At 58.5% G+C, this 18289-nt stretch carries 19 protein-coding genes and 1 riboswitch; of the genes, 10 read left to right on the top strand and 9 right to left on the bottom strand.

The features are described from left to right. The first annotated feature begins 17 nt into the window (after positions 1 to 17). Complete coding sequence (locus tag LBF07_RS17960; RefSeq protein ID WP_047061877.1) at positions 18 to 1010, top strand: fimbrial protein; 993 nt, start codon at positions 18 to 20, stop codon at positions 1008 to 1010. Beyond that, on the top strand, positions 1007 to 1510 hold the full coding sequence (locus LBF07_RS17955; protein ID WP_094934354.1) for a fimbrial protein: 504 nt from the start codon (positions 1007 to 1009) through the stop codon (positions 1508 to 1510). Before LBF07_RS17960 ends, LBF07_RS17955 begins: the two co-directional genes overlap by 4 nt. Here LBF07_RS17955 and dinG read toward each other — a convergent pair. Both dinG and rhlE read right to left on the bottom strand, forming a co-directional pair. Beyond that, positions 1497 to 3674, bottom strand: coding sequence for an ATP-dependent DNA helicase DinG (gene dinG, locus LBF07_RS17950; RefSeq protein WP_094934355.1), 2178 nt, complete (start codon positions 3672 to 3674; stop codon positions 1497 to 1499). The genes LBF07_RS17955 and dinG overlap by 14 nt on opposite strands. A gap of 97 nt (positions 3675 to 3771) precedes the next feature. After that, the gene (rhlE, locus tag LBF07_RS17945; protein WP_033144989.1) at positions 3772 to 5157 is read right to left on the bottom strand and encodes an ATP-dependent RNA helicase RhlE; all 1386 of its coding nucleotides are present in this window, start codon (positions 5155 to 5157) and stop codon (positions 3772 to 3774) included. Between the two features lie 207 nt (positions 5158 to 5364). Between rhlE and cecR the strand changes: the two genes are divergently transcribed. From cecR to LBF07_RS17920, 5 genes are read left to right on the top strand one after another with little or no spacing between them, the layout of a single operon-like run. Then, positions 5365 to 6042, top strand: a complete 678-nt coding sequence (gene cecR, locus LBF07_RS17940; RefSeq protein ID WP_064672132.1) for a transcriptional regulator CecR — start codon at positions 5365 to 5367, stop codon at positions 6040 to 6042. Next, positions 6039 to 7034 carry a secretion protein HlyD gene (gene hlyD / locus LBF07_RS17935; RefSeq protein WP_094934356.1) on the top strand — a complete coding sequence of 332 codons (996 nt, stop codon included), beginning with the start codon at positions 6039 to 6041 and terminating at the stop codon, positions 7032 to 7034. Before cecR ends, hlyD begins: the two co-directional genes overlap by 4 nt. Beyond that, positions 7027 to 8766, top strand: coding sequence for an ATP-binding cassette domain-containing protein (locus LBF07_RS17930; protein WP_094934357.1), 1740 nt, complete (start codon positions 7027 to 7029; stop codon positions 8764 to 8766). The genes hlyD and LBF07_RS17930 overlap by 8 nt, the downstream gene beginning before the upstream one ends. Beyond that, the gene (locus tag LBF07_RS17925) at positions 8756 to 9889 is read left to right on the top strand and encodes an ABC transporter permease (RefSeq protein ID WP_087822210.1); all 1134 of its coding nucleotides are present in this window, start codon (positions 8756 to 8758) and stop codon (positions 9887 to 9889) included. Before LBF07_RS17930 ends, LBF07_RS17925 begins: the two co-directional genes overlap by 11 nt. Positions 9890 to 9898: 9 nt before the next feature. Continuing rightward, complete coding sequence (locus LBF07_RS17920; protein WP_023310860.1) at positions 9899 to 11005, top strand: ABC transporter permease; 1107 nt, start codon at positions 9899 to 9901, stop codon at positions 11003 to 11005. Here the strand turns inward: LBF07_RS17920 and LBF07_RS17915 are convergent. Beyond that, positions 10967 to 11377, bottom strand: a complete 411-nt coding sequence (locus LBF07_RS17915) for a YbhQ family protein (RefSeq protein WP_014883088.1) — start codon at positions 11375 to 11377, stop codon at positions 10967 to 10969. The two genes, LBF07_RS17920 and LBF07_RS17915, sit on opposite strands and share 39 nt — an antisense overlap. A 133-nt stretch (positions 11378 to 11510) precedes the next feature. On the opposite strand from LBF07_RS17915, the gene LBF07_RS17910 reads away from it, so the two are divergent. Genes LBF07_RS17910 through LBF07_RS17900 form a run of 3 tightly spaced genes read left to right on the top strand, consistent with a single transcriptional unit; the run spans position 11511 to position 14469 of the window. Beyond that, on the top strand, positions 11511 to 12272 hold the full coding sequence (locus tag LBF07_RS17910) for an endonuclease/exonuclease/phosphatase family protein (protein ID WP_023334979.1): 762 nt from the start codon (positions 11511 to 11513) through the stop codon (positions 12270 to 12272). Continuing rightward, on the top strand, positions 12269 to 13507 hold the full coding sequence (gene clsB, locus LBF07_RS17905; protein WP_033144984.1) for a cardiolipin synthase ClsB: 1239 nt from the start codon (positions 12269 to 12271) through the stop codon (positions 13505 to 13507). Before LBF07_RS17910 ends, clsB begins: the two co-directional genes overlap by 4 nt. After that, entirely contained in the window at positions 13507 to 14469 is a 963-nt protein-coding gene (locus LBF07_RS17900) for a YbhN family protein (protein ID WP_094934358.1), read from the top strand. The genes clsB and LBF07_RS17900 overlap by 1 nt, the downstream gene beginning before the upstream one ends. A 105-nt stretch (positions 14470 to 14574) precedes the next feature. Here the strand turns inward: LBF07_RS17900 and LBF07_RS17895 are convergent, their stop codons facing one another. From LBF07_RS17895 to moaA, 6 genes are all read right to left on the bottom strand, one after another. Further along, positions 14575 to 15282: a Bax inhibitor-1/YccA family protein gene (locus LBF07_RS17895; RefSeq protein ID WP_094934359.1), complete on the bottom strand. Its 708-nt coding sequence runs from the start codon at positions 15280 to 15282 to the stop codon at positions 14575 to 14577. A gap of 64 nt (positions 15283 to 15346) precedes the next feature. Then, positions 15347 to 15799: a molybdopterin synthase catalytic subunit MoaE gene (gene moaE / locus LBF07_RS17890; protein WP_029742165.1), complete on the bottom strand. Its 453-nt coding sequence runs from the start codon at positions 15797 to 15799 to the stop codon at positions 15347 to 15349. 1 nt (position 15800) lies between these two features. Next, the gene (gene moaD, locus LBF07_RS17885) at positions 15801 to 16046 is read right to left on the bottom strand and encodes a molybdopterin synthase sulfur carrier subunit (RefSeq protein WP_025757247.1); all 246 of its coding nucleotides are present in this window, start codon (positions 16044 to 16046) and stop codon (positions 15801 to 15803) included. Then, positions 16039 to 16524, bottom strand: a complete 486-nt coding sequence (moaC, locus tag LBF07_RS17880; RefSeq protein ID WP_008501142.1) for a cyclic pyranopterin monophosphate synthase MoaC — start codon at positions 16522 to 16524, stop codon at positions 16039 to 16041. The genes moaD and moaC overlap by 8 nt, the downstream gene beginning before the upstream one ends. A gap of 3 nt (positions 16525 to 16527) precedes the next feature. Next, entirely contained in the window at positions 16528 to 17040 is a 513-nt protein-coding gene (gene moaB, locus LBF07_RS17875; RefSeq protein ID WP_094934360.1) for a molybdenum cofactor biosynthesis protein B, read from the bottom strand. A 24-nt stretch (positions 17041 to 17064) separates the two neighbouring features. Beyond that, the gene (gene moaA, locus LBF07_RS17870; protein ID WP_094934361.1) at positions 17065 to 18054 is read right to left on the bottom strand and encodes a GTP 3',8-cyclase MoaA; all 990 of its coding nucleotides are present in this window, start codon (positions 18052 to 18054) and stop codon (positions 17065 to 17067) included. After that, positions 18042 to 18175, bottom strand: a riboswitch (molybdenum cofactor riboswitch). Its footprint overlaps the gene before it by 13 nt. Between the last annotated feature and the right edge of the window lie 114 nt (positions 18176 to 18289).

Raw genomic sequence — 18289 nt, 5'->3', positions numbered from 1 at the left:
ACACCGGACCGATCATAATGCAGATAGCAAAATCGTTTTTCTTACTTTTAGTTCTGGCGACGGCAGCACTCTTCATGCCGCACGCAAAGGCCAACTGTGTCTCACCAAATTTACCAGCGCTGCTATCGTTAGCGTCTATTTCAGTGCCTACCAGCCTTCCCGTGGGAGAGACCATCCCGGGAACGGAACGTTCGGCTCACATTGCGGGGGGCTGCTATACAGCCGAAGACGCAGGCCGTCAGATCATTGCCTGTTACCACGGCCTGGGTAGAGAGACTCCCAATATCCCTGGTGTTTATGAGTCGGGTGTTGCCGGGATCGGCGTGTCGCTCCGAAACAGTAAAGGGGAGCGTGTGATGGGAGCAGCAGACCAAATCTGCACAACTAAGTCTTCTGTGGGTCAAGTGTCTGATTCGAGCGGTAGCGATGGTTCATTTGCGTTTAGCTTCGACGTCTCGCTGGAACTGGTGAAAACCAGCGAGGTGGTAACCGCCGGTACACTCACATCCAGTAACACACAATTTGGCTTTGGTGTTGAGCAAGTAGAAAGCTTGAGTTATCCAAACACCCTCTCCTACTCAGGTAACGTGGTGGTTAAAGCAGTCACCTGCACCGTATCACCCAAATCTCTGACCGTCACGCTGGGGGATTTTCCGGTGAGCCGTTTTACCGGTCCGGGAACCCTGGTCTCCCAGTCGGTATTCAATATCGACATGCTCTGCGATCAGGATGTACAGCCGGAAATGATGGTCACCAGCGCCAATGGCTATGAAACGAATTTTCCTGGCGTGATCAAATTAACGCCGGAAAACGGCGTGGCGACCGGCGTGGGGGTGAGAATGCTCTTTAACGGTCAGATGCCTGTTTTCGGGCAATACATGGATACCTTTACCGCCTATGCCAATATCCGCTCGCAATATCCCTTCAGCGTCTCTTACGAACAAACCAGTTCGGAGGTGACGCCCGGAACGGCGAATGCCGTCGCAACCATTACGGTAGCCTACAAATGAAAACCTTATTAGCCCTTTTACTCCTTGGAGTCGCCAGCCAGAGCCTGGCGGAAGAGATTCAGCTCGATATTCGCGGAAACATTTACGCCAACGCCTGCCAGGTAGACAGCGCCAGCCAGAACCTGACGGTCAATCTGGGCAAAACGAATACCGGCGATTTTAAGGATGTGGGCGATACCGGACAATGGCATTCATTCGACTTAACCCTGTCGAAATGCCCAACCACTTCCGTGCTGGCCACGGCCACCTTTCACGGTCAGCCAGACAGCATTCATCCGACTAAATTCGCCAGCACCGGAACCGCGAAAGGACTGGCGCTGGAGCTTGCCGACCCGCAGGATCAGATCTCGCTTGCCCCGGACGCCAGCTTCAGCGTGTTGATCAACCAGGACAATCACACGGCGGATTTCCCGCTGGCCGCCCGCTATTACGCCACCTCATTGCCGGTCACGGCAGGAACGTTCAGCAGCGTGGTGCAGGTGACCTTCATTTACCAGTAGGACCGCGCCCCTTAGCACGGAGGCTTTTCTTGCGCCCTGCGGTCAGTTTGACCGGCGGTTTTTTTACCTCGGGCACTTCCGGCTGTTCGATCGGGAAGATCGGCAGCGCGTTCAGGAGCCGTTGGCCGTAATTTTTGGTGAGCAGACGTTTGTCATAAATCACCACCTCGCCCCAGCAGCCGTGGCTACGAATCAAGCGCCCGACCTGCTGAATCAGGTTAAACGACGCCGCAGGCAAACTCTGCACCTCAAACGGATAGCGGTTGAGGCTTTTCAGCCACTCCCCCTCGGTGATCACCACCGGGCTGTCGATAGGCGGGAAGGCGATTTTATGGATATGCACCTGCGTGAGGTAGTCGCCTTTCAAATCCAGACCTTCAGCAAACGACTGCAACCCCACCAGCACGCTGCGCTCGCCGTTATCAATGCGCTTACGGTGGGTTTCCACCAGCCGGTAGCGCGGCTGATCCCCCTGCACCAGCAGGAGTAAACGCAGATCGGTGACGTGTTCGAGGAAGCGCTGCATCGCCCGCCCGCTGGCAAACAGCACCAGCATACCGGGGTACTTTTTACTCTCGACCTGCTCGCGGAAGTAGGCCGCCATTTCCGCGATGTGCTGCTCTTCGTTGCCGATGAGCGGCTCAAATTTCATGCGCGGAATGACCAGCTTGCCCTGCTCGCAGTGGTTAAACGGCGAGTCCAGCGCCACGAAACGGTCGCCCGCTTTCTCTTTTAGCCCGCTCATCTCCTGCAGCCTTGAGAAGCTGTTCAGGGAACGCAGCGTGGCAGAGGTGACAACCACGTGCGGCACGCTGCGCCAGATCAGCTTTTCCAGCTGATCTGCCACGCGGATGCCCACACAGTGGAAAAAGAGGTGCACCTGCCCGTCCCGCACGTCGCGGGTGGCCCATTTGGTGACCGGCGCGCCGGACGCCTGCGCCATCGAGGCCAGCCGCCAGAGCTTGCTCTGCGCTTCGAACATCCCCAGCGCGCGGTTCATCTGCAGCAGAACGCGGTGCAGACGCACCACGTCATGCGAGCCGGTTTTCTCGCTGAGATCGTTTAAGAACATCTCCGCCAGCCCGCGCAGCTTTTCCAGATGTTTCGCCAGCTGCTGGCAGATCTCCATCACCTCTTCCGGTAGCTCACCCATCGCAAAGCGGTGTTCGGCTTCCTGGGTTGCCGGAAGATAAAGATTCAGGATGTTGTTCAGGGATGAGATGAGGCTATAGACCTCTTCACAGTGGTCGCTCAGCCGCTCCGGCACCGCCAGCGGCGGCGTGGTTTTCGGGCGGAACTGCTCCATGCAGGTCGCCACCAGCTTACAGAAGAGATCCAGCTGCAGGCGGAACCACGGAGCGGTGATTTCGGCGCTCATCTCCAGCGCATCCCGCGCCACGTCCGGCAGATGGTGGCCTTCGTCGAGCACCAGCAGCAGGTTTTTGGGCTCCGGCAGCACCGCTTCGCTCTCCAGCGCCGCCATCACCAGCGCGTGGTTTGCCACAACCACTTCCGCCTCCTGAATCTCGCGCCGGGCGACAAAGAACGGGCACTCGCGGTAGTAGTGACAGTTGCGGTTCAGGCAGCTCGCTTTGTCGGTGCTGAGCCTGCGCCACAGGTCGTCGCTGATGGCCTGGCTGGTGTGATCCCGCAGGCCGTCCCACTTATAGCCGTCGAGCTCGACTTTGAGTTTTGCACACTGCTCCTGCTCGGCCTTATTGTTTGGCGTTAGCTCGTCATCCAGAAACGCGAGCAGATCCTGCTGATTCGGCTCGCTGCTGGCCAGCGCCGCCAGGTTGCGCGGGCATACATAACGCCCGCGCCCAAAGGCTGCCGTAAACCGCAGGTCGGGGATGATTTTGCGCAGCAGGGGTAAATCCTTGCTGAAGATCTGGTCCTGCAGCGCCACGTTGGCGGTGCTGACCACCAGCGTTTTGTCCTCTTCCCGCGCAATCGCGATGCCGGGAATGAGATACGACAGGGTTTTCCCGACGCCGGTTGGGGCTTCAATCGCCAGATGTCGCCCGTCGTCCCCGGCGAGCGTTTTTGCCACGTCAGCAATCATCTGCCGCTGCGGCGCTCGGGGGATAAAGTCGGGGATCTGCTGCTGTAGCGCCTTATACCATGCGCCAATTTGCGCCTTGAGCGCAGCGGTTAAAGCCATTGGAAAACCTGAAATACTGTATAAACAGCCACTATTGTGGCACTTTCTCTTCGCTGCCGCAAAAAGAAAAGCCCGGCTTTACGACCGGGCTTCCAGATTACTGCGGGTTAGCAGGCTTGCGCGGGCGGCGTCGACGCTGCCCTTCTCCTGCCGGTTTCCCTTCGCCGCTGCGCCACGGGTTTTCACCCGCCGGTTTGCTGTCGTTGTTACGACGCGGCGGTTTGCCGGATGATTTCGGCGCGCCGCCTTCGGCACGACGCGGCTGCTGACCGCGACCGCCGCCGCCCTGACCACGTCCACCGCCGCCCTGACGACCGTTCTGAATCGGCTCGGCTTTGATCGACGGATCCACTTCGTAACCCGGGGTTTCGATGCGCGGGATCTCTTTCTTCAGCAGGCGCTCGATGTCGCGCAGCAGCTTGTGCTCGTCCACGCAGACCAGAGAGAGCGCTTCACCGGTTGCCGCCGCGCGGCCGGTACGGCCGATACGGTGAACGTAATCTTCCGGCACGTTCGGCAGCTCGTAGTTCACCACGTGCGGCAGCTCTTCAATGTCAAGGCCACGGGCGGCGATGTCGGTCGCCACCAGCACGCGGATGTCGCCGGATTTGAACTCAGCCAGCGCACGGGTACGCGCGCCCTGGCTCTTGTTGCCGTGGATCGCCGCACTGCGAATGCCGTCTTTGTTCAGCTGTTCCGCCAGGTGGTTGGCGCCGTGCTTGGTGCGGGTAAAGACCAGCACCTGCTGCCAGTTGCCCTGGCCGATCATCTGGGAGAGCAGTTCCCGCTTGCGCTTTTTATCCACAAAGTGAACGTGCTGCGTCACCTGCTCGGAGGCGGTGTTGCGGCGCGCCACTTCCACTTCCAGCGGGTTATGCAGCAGCTTTTCCGCCAGCGCCTTGATCTCGTCGGAGAAGGTCGCGGAGAAGAGCAGGTTCTGACGACGCGCGGGCAGCTTGGCCAGCACGCGACGAATATCGTGGATAAAGCCCATGTCGAGCATGCGGTCGGCTTCGTCCAGCACCAGAATTTCAACCTGGTCCAGCTTCACCGCATTCTGGTGCTCCAGATCCAGCAGGCGACCTGGAGTCGCAACCAGAACGTCGACGCCGCTGCGCAGCTTCATCATCTGCGGGTTGATGCTTACCCCGCCGAAAACCACCAGCGAACGAATGTTGAGATAGCGGCTATAGTCACGCACGTTCTCACCAATCTGCGCCGCCAGCTCGCGGGTTGGGGTAAGGATCAGGGCGCGGACAGGACGACGGCCTTTGGCGTGCGGCTGGTTTTTTACCAGCAGTTCCAGCAGCGGCAGGGTAAAGCCCGCGGTTTTGCCGGTACCGGTCTGGGCGCTCGCCATCAGGTCACGGCCCTGAAGAACGGCGGGGATCGCCTGCTGCTGGATTGGGGTTGGCTCAACGTAGCCCTGCTCTGCGATCGCGCGCAGAATTTCCGGGTTCAGGCCAAGGGAATCAAAAGACATAAAAACTCCGAACCGCCCCGACCATCACAGGTGTAGTTTTCAGGGAGATATAACGAATAGGGGAGGACAAAAACCACAATGTCGCGAAGGAGCGGAGTGTAGCAGCTTTTGTGACGTGGCGCATAAAATATCCCTCAGCGTTCCCTCGACGTTAGCGTGAATCAGGCATAATCTTAATCAATCGATTGATTAATTCTTAATGCCGCCATGAATACGACCCCCACCACAACCAAAGGTGAACAGGCCAAAAATCAGCTTATCGCCGCCGCGCTGGCGCAGTTTGGTGAGTACGGGCTGCATGCCACCACCCGCGATATTGCCGCGCTGGCCGGGCAGAACATTGCGGCGATTACCTACTATTTTGGCTCAAAAGAGGATTTATACCTCGCCTGCGCCGAGTGGATCGCCGATTTTATCGGCACGCAGTTTCACCCGCACGTTGAGGAAGCCACCGCGCTGCTCGGCCAGCCGTCGCCCGATCGCGCCGCCGTTCGCCAGCTTATTCTCAATGCCTGCCACGATATGATCCGCCTGCTGACGCACGACGATACGCTCAACCTGAGCAAGTTTATCTCCCGGGAGCAGCTCTCCCCGACCGTCGCCTACCAGCGGGTACACGATCGGGTGATTGAGCCAATGCACTCGCACCTGACCCGGCTGATCGCCGCCTATACCGGGCGGGACGCCAGTGATACCGAGACAATTTTGCATACCCACGCCCTGCTGGGTGAAATTCTTGCCTTCCGTCTGGGCAGGGAAACCATCCTGTTACGCACCGGCTGGACACAATTTGATGAGGATAAAGCCGCGCAGATTAGTAAGGTCATCGCCTGTCACGTCGATCTAATCCTGCAAGGCTTAACGCAAAGGAGCCTGAAGTCATGAAAAAACCTGTCGCCATCATTCTGGTGGTTGTTGTTTTGCTTGCTGCCGGAGTCGGTGGATGGCTGTGGTATCAGAGCCATCAGGATAAAGGCCTGACGCTGTACGGTAACGTGGATATTCGCACGGTGAACATGAGCTTCCGCGTGGGCGGTCGTCTCGCCTCGCTGAGCGTTGACGAAGGCGATGCCATTAAAAGCGGGCAGACGCTGGGGATGCTGGATAAAGCGTCCTATGAGAATGCGCTGCTGCAGGCCAAAGCGGGGGTGTCCGTCGCCCAGGCGCAGTATGACCTGATGCTGGCAGGCTATCGCGACGAAGAGATCGCCCAGGCCGCCGCCACCGTTAAGCAGGCGCAAGCCGCCTATGACTACGCGCAGAACTTCTACGCGCGCCAGCAGGGGTTGTGGAAAAGCCGCACCATTTCCGCCAACGATCTGGAAAATGCGCGCTCGTCCCGCGACCAGGCGCAGGCCACGCTGAAGTCCGCGCAGGATAAATTAAGCCAGTACCACACCGGTAACCGCCCGCAGGATATCGCCCAGGCGAAAGCCAGCCTTGAACAGGCGCAGGCGCAGCTGGCTCAGGCAGAGCTGGATCTGCACGACACCACCTTAATCGCGCCGTCTGACGGCATGCTGATGACCCGCGCCGTGGAGCCGGGCAGCATGCTCAGCGCCGGCAGCACAGTCTTAACGCTCTCCCTGACCCGTCCGGTCTGGGTACGCGCCTACGTTGATGAGCCGAACCTCGGCCAGATGCAGCCGGGCCGCGAGCTGCTGCTCTATACCGACGGTCGCCCGGACAAGCCGTATCACGGCAAAGTGGGCTTTGTCTCCCCTACTGCCGAATTCACGCCGAAAACCGTTGAAACACCTGATCTGCGTACCGACCTCGTGTATCGCCTGCGCATCATCGTGACCGATGCGGACGACGCGCTGCGTCAGGGCATGCCCGTCACCGTAAAAGTGAACAACGGGGAACGACATGAATGACGCGGTTATTCAGCTCAACAATCTGGTTAAACGCTTCGCGGGAATGGACAAACCGGCCGTCGCGCCGCTGAACTGCACTATCCAGAAAGGCTATGTGACCGGGCTGGTCGGTCCGGACGGCGCCGGTAAAACCACGCTGATGCGGATGCTGGCGGGGTTGCTCAAGCCGGATGAAGGCACGGCCAGCGTGCTCGGCCTTGACCCGATCGAGGATGACGGAGCCCTTCACGCCATGCTCGGCTATATGCCGCAGAAGTTTGGCCTGTATGAAGACCTGACGGTGATGGAAAACCTGAACCTGTACGCCGACCTGCGCAGCGTCACCGGCGAAACGCGGCAGAAAACCTTCGCGCGCCTGCTGGAGTTTACCTCCCTCGGCCCGTTCACCGACCGGCTGGCGGGCAAGCTCTCCGGCGGGATGAAGCAGAAGCTGGGGCTGGCCTGCACGCTGGTTGGCGAGCCGAAAGTGCTGCTGCTGGACGAGCCCGGCGTCGGCGTAGACCCGATTTCGCGCCGCGAACTGTGGCAGATGGTGCACGAGCTGGCGGGCGACGGGATGCTGATCCTCTGGAGCACCTCCTACCTCGACGAAGCGGAACAGTGCCGGGACGTGCTGCTGATGAACGAAGGCGAACTGCTTTATCAGGGCGAGCCGACGACGCTGACGCAGAGCATGGCCGGGCGCAGCTTCCTGCTGCACAGCCCGCAGGAGTCTAACCGCAGGCTGCTGCAGCGGGTGCTCAGGCTGCCGCAGGTCAGCGACGGGATGATCCAGGGCCGCTCGGTACGGGTGATCCTCAAAAAAGAGGCCACCGTCGACGATATTCGCCAGGCGCCCGGCATGCCTGAGATCGAGATGGAAGAGACCGCGCCGCGCTTTGAGGACGCGTTTATCGACCTGCTGGGCGGCGCGGGTACCTCAGAGTCGCCGCTTGCCGCCATTTTGCATACGGTGGAAGGCACGCCGGGCGAAACGGTGATTGAAGCCAAATCCCTCACCAAAAAGTTCGGGGATTTCGCCGCTACCGATAACGTCAATTTTTCGGTAAAACGCGGGGAGATTTTTGGCCTGCTCGGGCCGAACGGCGCGGGAAAATCGACCACCTTTAAGATGATGTGCGGCCTGCTGGTGCCGACGTCCGGCAAGGCGCTGGTGCTGGATATGGACCTGAAGGTCAGCTCCGGCAAGGCGCGCCAGCATCTCGGGTATATGGCGCAGAAGTTTTCGCTGTACGGCAACCTGACGGTCGAACAGAATCTGCGCTTTTTCTCCGGCGTGTACGGCCTGCGCGGGCGGGCACAGAACGAGAAAATCCGCCGCATGAGCGACGCCTTCGCCTTAACCAACATTGCCTCCCACGCCACCGACGAGCTGCCGCTCGGCTTTAAGCAGCGGCTGGCGCTGGCCTGCTCGCTGATGCACGAGCCGGATATTCTGTTTCTTGATGAGCCGACATCAGGCGTTGACCCCATTACCCGCCGTGAGTTCTGGCTGCATATCAACAGCATGGTGGAAAAAGGGGTGACCGTGATGGTGACCACCCACTTCATGGACGAGGCGGAGTACTGCGACCGCATCGGGCTGGTGTATCGCGGCAAGCTGATTGCCCACGGTACCCCGGACGACCTGAAAAACCAGGCCGCCGACGATGAGGTTCCGGATCCGACCATGGAGCAAGCGTTTATCACCCTCATCCACGACTGGGATAAGGAGAATGCCCATGCGCAGTAATGCCATTTCCTGGCGCAGGGTGCGCGCGCTGTGCATTAAAGAGACGCGGCAGATCGTGCGTGACCCCAGCAGCTGGCTGATTGCGGTAGTCATCCCCCTGCTGCTGCTGTTTATTTTTGGCTACGGCATTAACCTGGACTCCAGCAAGCTGCGGGTCGGGATTTTGCTGGAGCAGCAGAGTGAGGATGCGCTGGACTTTACTCACGCCATGACCGGATCGCCCTACATTGACGCCACTATCAGCGATAACAGGCAGGAGTTGATCCAGAAAATGCAGGCCGGGAAAATTCGCGGCCTGATCGTCATTCCGGTGGATTTCGCCGCCAATATGGCGCGGGCGAATACCGACGCGCCGATCCAGGTGATTACCGACGGCAGCGAGCCAAACACCGCAAACTTTGTACAGGGCTACGCGGAGGGGATCTGGCAGCTGTGGCAGATGCAGCGCGCGGAGGACCGGGGTGAAGAATTTAAACCGCTGATCGACGTGCAGACGCGCTACTGGTTTAACCCCGCCGCCATCAGCCAGCACTTTATTATTCCGGGCGCGGTGACGATTATCATGACGGTGATTGGCGCGATCCTGACCTCGCTGGTGATCGCCCGCGAGTGGGAGCGCGGGACCATGGAGGCGCTGCTCTCTACCGAAGTGACGCGCGTCGAGCTGCTGCTGTGCAAGCTCATCCCCTACTATTTCCTCGGCATGCTGGCGATGCTGCTCTGTATGCTTGTCTCAGTCTTTATCCTCGGCGTGCCGTATCGCGGCTCGCTGGTGGTGCTGTTTTTTATCACCAGCCTGTTTTTACTCAGCACGCTGGGCATGGGGCTGCTCATCTCCACCATCACCCGCAACCAGTTCAACGCCGCGCAGGTGGCCCTCAACGCCGCCTTTTTACCGTCGATTATGCTGTCCGGGTTTATCTTCCAGATAGACAGTATGCCTGCGGTGATCCGCACCGTGACCTATGTTATTCCGGCGCGCTACTTTGTGAGCACGCTGCAAAGCCTGTTCCTGGCGGGGAATATTCCGGTGGTGCTGATCGTCAACACGCTGTTTTTAATGGCGTCAGCGGCGATGTTTATTGGGTTGACGTGGATGAAAACCAAACGGCGACTGGATTAAGGAGCGAACATGTTTCACCGATTATGGACGTTGATACGCAAAGAGCTGCAATCCCTGCTGCGCGAGCCGCAAACCCGCGCCATTCTGGTCTTGCCGGTGCTGATCCAGGTTTTACTGTTCCCGTTTGCCGCCACCCTTGAGGTGACCAACGCCACCATTGCCATTTACAACGAAGATAACGGCAAACATTCCGTCGAGCTGACGCAGCGTTTTGCCCGTGCAAAAGCCTTTACCCACATCCTGCTGCTGAAAAGCCCGCAGGAGATCCAGCCCACCATCGACACGCAAAAAGCGCTGCTGCTGGTGCGGTTCCCGGCGGATTTCTCCCGCAATCTGGATACCTTCCAGACCGCGCCGATGCAGCTGATCCTCGACGGGCGTAACTCCAACAGCGCCCAGATAGCCGCCAACTACCTGCAGCAGGTGGTGAAGGATTACCAGCAGGAGCTGATGGAGGGCAAACCGAAGCCCAACAACAGCGAGCTGGTTGTGCGTAACTGGTACAACCCGAACCTGGACTACAAGTGGTTCGTGGTGCCGTCGCTAATCGCCATGATCACCACTATCGGGGTGATGATCGTGACTTCCCTTTCCGTCGCCCGCGAGCGCGAACAGGGCACGCTGGACCAGCTGCTGGTCTCCCCGCTCGCCACCTGGCAAATTTTCGTCGGCAAAGCGGTCCCGGCGCTGATCGTCGCGACGTTTCAGGCCACCATCGTGCTGGGGGTGGGAATTTGGGCCTATCAGATCCCGTTCGCCGGTTCGCTGGCGCTGTTTTACTTCACGATGGTCATTTACGGGCTGTCGCTGGTGGGGTTTGGACTGCTGATCTCGGCGCTCTGCTCGACGCAGCAGCAGGCGTTTATCGGGGTGTTCGTCTTTATGATGCCCGCGATTTTGCTCTCGGGGTATGTTTCACCCGTCGAGAACATGCCGGTGTGGCTTCAGGATCTGACGTGGGTAAACCCGATTCGGCACTTTACGGACATCACCAAGCAAATCTATCTGAAGGATGCGAGTCTGGATATTGTCTGGGGAAGTTTGTGGCCGCTACTGGTCATAGCGGCCACGACGGGCTCAGTGGCGTACGCGATGTTTAGACGCAACATTGCGTAGCTTTTTCTCTTTGGTCAGCAGCGAGACCACCGCAGGCCCTGCGAGGATAGCCAGACCCGCCAGGGCCAGCAGCAGGTTGTTTTGCAGCACGCGCGACAGCAGCCAAAGCACGATCATCGCCGCGCCAAAATACCAGGTGGTGGTGAGCTCTTCGAGCACATCACCCACCTCGCGCCAGCGCGCTTCATGGTGGCGCTGTAAGAACAGCATCGACAGCACGGTGACGCCATAAAGGACGCATAGCCCCAGGCCAACACGCACCAGCGTACCGCTCATCCAGCCCATCACCAGTACGGCCACGACCAGTAAATGCAACATTATCTGCCAGCAACTCAGGCCAGTTGCGACACGAACACGTTGTTGCCACTTCATGGCTTCTCTCCTGAAGGATTTTTCTCTGCTTAATCAGACTACCGCACTTTACGGAAAATTCCGTAACGCCGCATCTTTTTGTGACGACGACTACACTTTATTTTCATTGGGATAGTCACTCAGGAAGGAGCTTATGACTCAAAAAATGCAGCATTTCTCGCTTAAGGTGCTGACGATAAACATTCATAAGGGCTTCACAGCATTTAACCGCCGCTTCATTTTACCGGAGCTGCGCGACGCGGTACGCACCGTCAGCGCGGATATTGTCTGCCTGCAGGAGGTGATGGGCGCACACGAAGTGCATCCGCTCCACTTTGAGAACTGGCCCGACACGCCGCACTATGAATTTCTGGCCGACACCATGTGGAGTGACTACGCCTATGGCCGCAACGCGGTCTATCCGGAAGGGCATCACGGAAACGCGGTGCTGTCCCGCTACCCCATTGAACATTACGAAAACCGCGACGTTTCCGTCGGGGAAAGCGAAAAACGCGGCCTGCTTTACTGCCGCATTACGCCGCCAGACCTCGAGCGACCTGTCCATGTCGGCTGTGTTCACCTGGGCCTTCGCGAAGCCCATCGTCAGGCGCAGCTGAAAATGCTGGCCGAATGGGCCAACGCCCTTCCCGAAGGCGAACCTGTGGTGGTAGCGGGCGATTTCAACGACTGGAGACAGAGGGCAAACCATCCGTTGAAAGTAGATGCCGGGCTGGAAGAGATTTTTACTCGCGCCAACGGCAGGCCTGCGCGCACCTTCCCGGTCCGTTTCCCGCTGCTTCGGCTTGACCGCATCTACGTGAAAAATGCCCACGCCAGCAGCCCGACCGCCCTGGCGCTCCTTAACTGGCGACATCTTTCCGACCATGCCCCGCTCAGCGCGGAGATCCACCTATGAAATGTTCCTGGCAGGAAGGCAACCGAATCACGCTGCTGGTCAACGGGGACGAGTATTATCCGGCCGTGTTTAAAGCGATTGACCATGCACAGCAGAAGGTGATCCTCGAAACCTTTATCTGGTTCGAAGACGACGTCGGCAAACAGCTGCATGGCGTGCTGCTGCGCGCCGCCCGGCGCGGCGTCAAAATTGAAGTATTGCTTGATGGCTATGGCTCGCCGGATCTCAGCGATACGTTTGTGAATGAGTTGACCTCCGCAGGCGTGGTGTTCCGCTACTACGATCCCGGCCCTCGCCTGTTCGGCATGCGCACCAATCTTTTCCGCCGGATGCATCGCAAAATAGTGGTGGTGGACGAGACGGTGGCGTTTGTCGGCGGCATTAACTACTCCGCTGAGCATATGTCCGACTACGGCCCGGAGGCGAAGCAGGACTACGCTATTCGCATTGAAGGCCCCGTGGTTCAGGACATCTTACTGTTTGAGCTGGAGAACCTGCCGGGTAAAGAGGCCGTTCGCCGCTGGTGGAGACGCCGCCATCGCCCGGAAGAGAACCGGAAGCCCGGCGAAGCGCAGGCCCTTTTCGTCTGGCGGGATAACGGCGAGCACCGGGACGACATTGAACGTCATTATCTCAAGATGCTCGCCAACGCGAAGCGCGAAGTGATTATTGCTAACGCCTACTTTTTCCCCGGCTATCGTCTGCTGCACGCCATGCGCAATGCGGCCCGGCGCGGGGTTCGCGTGAAGCTGATTGTGCAGGGCGAGCCGGATATGCCGATAGTCAAAGTGGGCGCACGCCTGCTGTATAACTACCTGGTGAAGGGTGGCGTACAGATCTACGAATATCGTCGCCGACCGCTGCACGGCAAAGTGGCGCTGATGGACGATCACTGGGCCACCGTGGGCTCCAGTAACCTCGATCCGCTGAGCTTATCGCTCAATCTCGAAGCTAACCTGATCATTCACGATCGCCAGTTTAACCAGACCCTGCGGGATAACCTGCAGGCGCTGATCGTTAACGACTGCGTGCGCGTGGACGAGTCCATGGTCCCCAAACGCACCTGGTGGAACTTGGGCATCAGCGTGGTGGTGTTCCACTTTCTGCGTCATTTCCCGGCCATGGTCGGCTGGCTGCCGGCGCATACGCCTAAGCTTGCGCAGGTGGACCCGCCGGTACAACCCGAAATGGAAACCCAGGACCGTATTGAAGCGGAAGACGGAGGCAAACCCTGATGTCGAAATCGCATCCACGCTGGCGGCTGGCAAAAAAGATCCTGACCTGGCTATTTTTTATTGCGGTCGCGGTTCTGCTGGTGGTCTACGCGCAGAAAGTTGACTGGGAAGAGGTGTGGAAAGTCATCCGCAACTATAACCGGATGGTGCTGCTGGGCGCTGTGGGGCTGGTTATTGTCAGCTACCTGATGTACGGCTGTTATGACCTGCTGGGCCGTGCCTACTGCGGCCACAAGCTGGCCAAACGTCAGGTTATGCTGGTGTCGTTTATCTGCTACGCCTTCAACCTGACGCTGAGCACCTGGGTCGGCGGCATTGGCATGCGCTATCGCCTCTACTCGCGGCTCGGCCTGCCGGGCGGGACCATCACGCGCATTTTCTCGTTAAGCATCACCACCAACTGGCTGGGCTATATTTTGCTCGGCGGGGTGATCTTCACCATCGGCGTGGTGCAGCTGCCCGCGCACTGGTATATCGATGAGGCCACGCTGCGCATTCTGGGCATCGTACTGCTGCTGATTATCGCCGTTTATCTGTGGGCCTGCGCGTTTGCCAGACGCCGCCATATGACCATTAAGGGGCAAAAGCTGGTACTGCCCTCGTGGAAGTTTGCGGTGCTGCAGATGGCCGTCTCCAGCGCCAACTGGATGGCGATGGGGGCGATTATCTGGCTGCTGATTGGCGAGGATGTGAACTACTTCTTCGTGCTGGGCGTGCTGCTGGTGAGCAGTATTGCGGGCGTGATTGTGCATATTCCGGCGGGGATCGGCGTGCTGGAGGCTGTGTTTATCGCGTTGCTGGCCGGGGAGCATATCTCTCAGGGAACGATTATCGCCGCACTGCTGGCGTACCGCATGCTGTATTACTTCCTGCCGCTGGCGCTGGCAACGGTGTGTTATCTGGTGCTGGAGAGTCGGGCGAAAAAGCTGAGAGCGAAGAACGAGAAGGCGTTAGCGAAATAAAAGCAAAACGGCAACGATGTTGCCGTTTTTAGTGTTTGTTCCCTCTCCCGTGGGAGAGGGTCAGGGTGAGGGCACCAGACCGCACCGCCACCCGGCAAAACAACCTTAGCGACGGTTGCCGAAAATTCGCAGCAGCATCAGGAACAGGTTGATGAAGTCCAGATACAGCGTCAGCGCGCCCAGAATCGCGTATTTGCGCAGGTTCGAACTGTCGCGTACGTCGATCTGCTCGCCGATGTTTTTCAGCTTCTGGGTGTCATACGCCGTCAACCCAACGAAGATCACCACCCCGATGTAGGTCACGGCCCACATCAGCGCGTCGCTCTTCAGCCACAGGTTTACCAGCGACGCCAGCACAATCCCAATCAGCCCCATAAACAGCATGCTGCCGAAACCGCTCAGATCGCGCTTCGTGGTGTAACCGTACAGGCTCATCGCACCGAACATCCCGCCGGTTATAACAAACGTACTAGCGATAGATGAACCAGTGTAGACGATAAAAATGCTGGAGAGCGTCAGGCCAGTTAATGCCGAATAGAGCATAAAAAGCGTGGTTGAAAGTCCCGCGCTGAGCTTATGAATCAACCCAGATAAAACGAACACAACTGCAAGTTGGGCAATAATCAAGCCAAAGAAAAAGTAGCGATTAGTATAGAGCAATTCAGTGATTGCCTCTGAACCTGCCGCATACCACGCGATAAACGCGGTAAGCAGCAGGCCAACCGTCATCCAGCCGTACACCTGAGCCATATACGTCTGCAGGCCGCTACGGGTCTGCTGTACTATTGAATCGGAACGCGGAAATCGGTCCATGATTCACTCCTGATTAAGATTAAGTAGACACACACGTTAAGATTAACACATCCACGTAAACCGACTACCAACGGCTGGCGGCTTGTTTATCGCTGTCGCGCGATTCTACCCAGCGGTCACCTTCCGGCGTGGCTTCGCGCTTCCAGAACGGCGCTTTTGTTTTGAGGTAATCCATAATGAACTCCCCTGCCGCAAACGCGCTGCTGCGGTGCGCGCTGGTCACCCCGACGAAGACAATCTCCTCGCCAGGCCACATCTCGCCGATGCGGTGAATAACCGTGACGCGGCCAAGCGGCCAGCGGCCTCGCGCCTCGTCGACAATCTCCGCCAGCGATTTCTCGGTCATCCCCGGATAGTGCTCCAGCGTCAGCGCCTTCACGCTGTCACCGAGGTTGTGGTTGCGCACCTTGCCGGTGAAAGTGACGACCGCGCCGTCTTCATCACGTTCCGCCAGCCAGCTGTATTCGGTCCCCACGTTAAAACGCTCGGGACTCACCAGAATTCGGGTTTCAGCCATCTTAGCCCCCTGTCACCGGTGGGAAGAAGGCCACTTCATCTCCTGCCTTCAGCGGATGGGTGAATTCCACCAGCGTCTGGTTAACGGCGGCCAGCAGCTTGCCTTCGTCCAGCGCCAGCGCCCAGCGGTCGCTTTGTGCCGCCAGATGCGCGCGCAGGGCCGCGACGTTTTCGAAGGACGCATCCAGCGTCAGGCTGTCGGTATTCACCAGCTCACGCACCTGCGCAAAAAAGAGCACCTTAATCATGGCTGTCCACCTTAAAATCACCGGATTTGCCGCCGCTTTTTGCCAGCAGGCGAACCGGGCCAATCACCATATCTTTCTGCACCGCTTTGCACATGTCGTAGATGGTCAGCGCGGCGACTGAGGCCGCCGTCAGCGCCTCCATCTCCACGCCGGTTTTGCCGGTTAAGCGGCAGAGTGACTCAATGCGCACGCGATTATGCTCCGGCTGCGCCTGCAGGTTCACTTCCACCTTGCTCAGCATCAGCGGATGGCACAGCGGAATGAGATCCCAGGTCCGTTTGGCGGCCTGAATACCGGCGATGCGGGCGGTGGCAAAGACGTCGCCCTTGTGATGGCTGCCGTCGATAATCATCGCCAGGGTTTCCGGCAGCATGGTGACGAACGCTTCGGCGCGCGCCTCGCGCACCGTTTCCGCTTTGGCGGAGACGTCCACCATATGCGCTTCGCCGGCGGCGTTAATATGGGTCAGTTGTGACATAGCTTATTTCTTTAAATGGGGATGGAAATTACACGGACGGGTACGGGCGTCCAGCTGCGGGGCGATGATGTTTTCCCACGCGGTACGGCAGGCTTTGGTCGAGCCCGGCATAGCGAAAATCAGGGTTTTGTTAGCCACCCCGGCAACGGCGCGCGACTGGAGCGTGGAGGTACCAATCTCTTCAAAGGAGAGCATGCGGAACACTTCGCCGAAGCCTTCCACCTCGCGGTCGAACAGCGGGATCAGCGCTTCAGGGGCCTGATCGCCTGCGGTAAAGCCGGTGCCGCCGGCGATCAGCACCACTTGCACCTCATCACTCGCAATCCACTGCGAAACCTGAGCGCGAATGGCGTAGCGGTTCTCCTTCACGATCGCTTTATCGACGATGTGATGCCCCGCGTCATGGGCCGCCTCGCGCAGCCAGTGGCCGGAGGTATCATCCTCTTCGCCACGGCGGTCGGAAACGGTAAGGATAGCAATGCGTGTCGGGATAAATTCTGCGCTTACCTGACTCATCTTCTGATTCCTTCTTAAGCCTGATTACCCGCCGATGTAGGACAGGTTCTGAGTAATACCGGTATTGCCCTGATGCAGGAAGTGGGTCTGTTTTTTATGCGTCAGCGCGTCAGAAATGCGTGCTTCAAGCGCGGCCTGCTGCGCATCGTCTTCCAGCAGATCGCGGAGATCCACGCCGCCGTCGCCGAACAGGCAAAGATGGAGCTTGCCAACGGAGGAGACGCGCAGGCGGTTGCAGCTGGCGCAGAAGTCTTTCTCATAGGGCATGATAAGCCCAATCTCACCTTCGTAATCCGGGTGGCAGAAGACCTGCGCCGGGCCGTCGCTGCGCTGGCGGATTTGATGGATCCAGCCGTGTTTCAGCAGCTCGTCGCGCAGCACCATGCCGGAGATGTGATGGCGACGAAACAGCTCGCTGCCCTCGCCGGTTTCCATCAGCTCAATAAAACGCAGCTGTATAGGGCGGGATTTGATCCACGCCAGGAAGGTATCGAGCTGGTGATGGTTCACATCACGCATCAGCACTGTGTTGACTTTGACCTTCTCGAACCCGGCCGCAAATGCCGCGTCGATGCCGTCCATGACCTGCTGAAATTTATCCTGGCCGGTAATGGCGTGGAACTGACGGGCATCCAGGCTATCGACGCTGACGTTGATCGCCGTCAGCCCCGCATCGCGCCAGTTCGCCACGTCACGCGCCATGCGGTAACCGTTGGTGGTCACCGCAATCTGGCGGATGCGTTCGTTTTCACGCACGGCGGCAATGATGTCGGGGAAATCGCGGCGTAGGGAGGGTTCGCCGCCGGTCAGACGCACTTTTTCGGTGCCGAGCTCAGAGAAGGCGCGCGTGACGCGGCGCACTTCATCCACGGAGAGAAAGCCGTTATTAGTGACGCTGCCCGGTTTGTAGCCATCGGGCAGGCAGTAGGTGCAACGGAAATTGCACACATCGGTAATCGACAGACGTAAGTAATAAAACTTACGCGCGAAAGCATCAGTAAGTTGTGAAGCCATGTACACCTTTCCAGATCGGGAGGCACAGTCATTTCTTTCTGTACCCTGGTGGCAAATTCGCCACGGCCAGAGCGCCATATCTTTCGACACAGGCACAAGGGCTAGAGTGTATGTTTTCAATTTTGAAAACGTGGTTAGGGCGATAGTAGCGCGGAAATTCTGACGACGCCATTATCGCTTCACGCTATATAATTATCTATATAGCGAATCGTTCCTGCATTTTCGCTACAGAATA

Origin of the sequence: Enterobacter cloacae complex sp. ECL352 (assembly GCF_020149545.1) — a bacterium.
Lineage (GTDB): Bacteria > Pseudomonadota > Gammaproteobacteria > Enterobacterales > Enterobacteriaceae > Enterobacter > Enterobacter asburiae_B.
Note: the sequence above shows the minus strand (reverse complement) of the source record. Positions and strands in the feature narration are given on the sequence as shown.

What these genes read in the sequence shown, in the direction of transcription:
- LBF07_RS17955 (WP_094934354.1), top strand. Translation starts at nt 1,007, where the DNA reads ATGAAAACCTTATTAGCCCTTTTACTCCTTGGAGTCGCCAGCCAGAGC.
- clsB (WP_033144984.1), top strand. Translation starts at nt 12,269, where the DNA reads ATGAAATGTTCCTGGCAGGAAGGCAACCGAATCACGCTGCTGGTCAAC.
- moaA (WP_094934361.1), bottom strand. Translation starts at nt 18,054, where the DNA reads ATGGCTTCACAACTTACTGATGCTTTCGCGCGTAAGTTTTATTACTTA.
- moaC (WP_008501142.1), bottom strand. Translation starts at nt 16,524, where the DNA reads ATGTCACAACTGACCCATATTAACGCCGCCGGCGAAGCGCATATGGTG.
- LBF07_RS17925 (WP_087822210.1), top strand. Translation starts at nt 8,756, where the DNA reads ATGCGCAGTAATGCCATTTCCTGGCGCAGGGTGCGCGCGCTGTGCATT.
- LBF07_RS17895 (WP_094934359.1), bottom strand. Translation starts at nt 15,282, where the DNA reads ATGGACCGATTTCCGCGTTCCGATTCAATAGTACAGCAGACCCGTAGC.
- cecR (WP_064672132.1), top strand. Translation starts at nt 5,365, where the DNA reads ATGAATACGACCCCCACCACAACCAAAGGTGAACAGGCCAAAAATCAG.
- rhlE (WP_033144989.1), bottom strand. Translation starts at nt 5,157, where the DNA reads ATGTCTTTTGATTCCCTTGGCCTGAACCCGGAAATTCTGCGCGCGATC.
- LBF07_RS17910 (WP_023334979.1), top strand. Translation starts at nt 11,511, where the DNA reads ATGACTCAAAAAATGCAGCATTTCTCGCTTAAGGTGCTGACGATAAAC.
- LBF07_RS17900 (WP_094934358.1), top strand. Translation starts at nt 13,507, where the DNA reads ATGTCGAAATCGCATCCACGCTGGCGGCTGGCAAAAAAGATCCTGACC.
- moaD (WP_025757247.1), bottom strand. Translation starts at nt 16,046, where the DNA reads ATGATTAAGGTGCTCTTTTTTGCGCAGGTGCGTGAGCTGGTGAATACC.
- LBF07_RS17960 (WP_047061877.1), top strand. Translation starts at nt 18, where the DNA reads ATGCAGATAGCAAAATCGTTTTTCTTACTTTTAGTTCTGGCGACGGCA.
- LBF07_RS17920 (WP_023310860.1), top strand. Translation starts at nt 9,899, where the DNA reads ATGTTTCACCGATTATGGACGTTGATACGCAAAGAGCTGCAATCCCTG.
- hlyD (WP_094934356.1), top strand. Translation starts at nt 6,039, where the DNA reads ATGAAAAAACCTGTCGCCATCATTCTGGTGGTTGTTGTTTTGCTTGCT.
- LBF07_RS17930 (WP_094934357.1), top strand. Translation starts at nt 7,027, where the DNA reads ATGAATGACGCGGTTATTCAGCTCAACAATCTGGTTAAACGCTTCGCG.
- moaB (WP_094934360.1), bottom strand. Translation starts at nt 17,040, where the DNA reads ATGAGTCAGGTAAGCGCAGAATTTATCCCGACACGCATTGCTATCCTT.
- moaE (WP_029742165.1), bottom strand. Translation starts at nt 15,799, where the DNA reads ATGGCTGAAACCCGAATTCTGGTGAGTCCCGAGCGTTTTAACGTGGGG.
- dinG (WP_094934355.1), bottom strand. Translation starts at nt 3,674, where the DNA reads ATGGCTTTAACCGCTGCGCTCAAGGCGCAAATTGGCGCATGGTATAAG.
- LBF07_RS17915 (WP_014883088.1), bottom strand. Translation starts at nt 11,377, where the DNA reads ATGAAGTGGCAACAACGTGTTCGTGTCGCAACTGGCCTGAGTTGCTGG.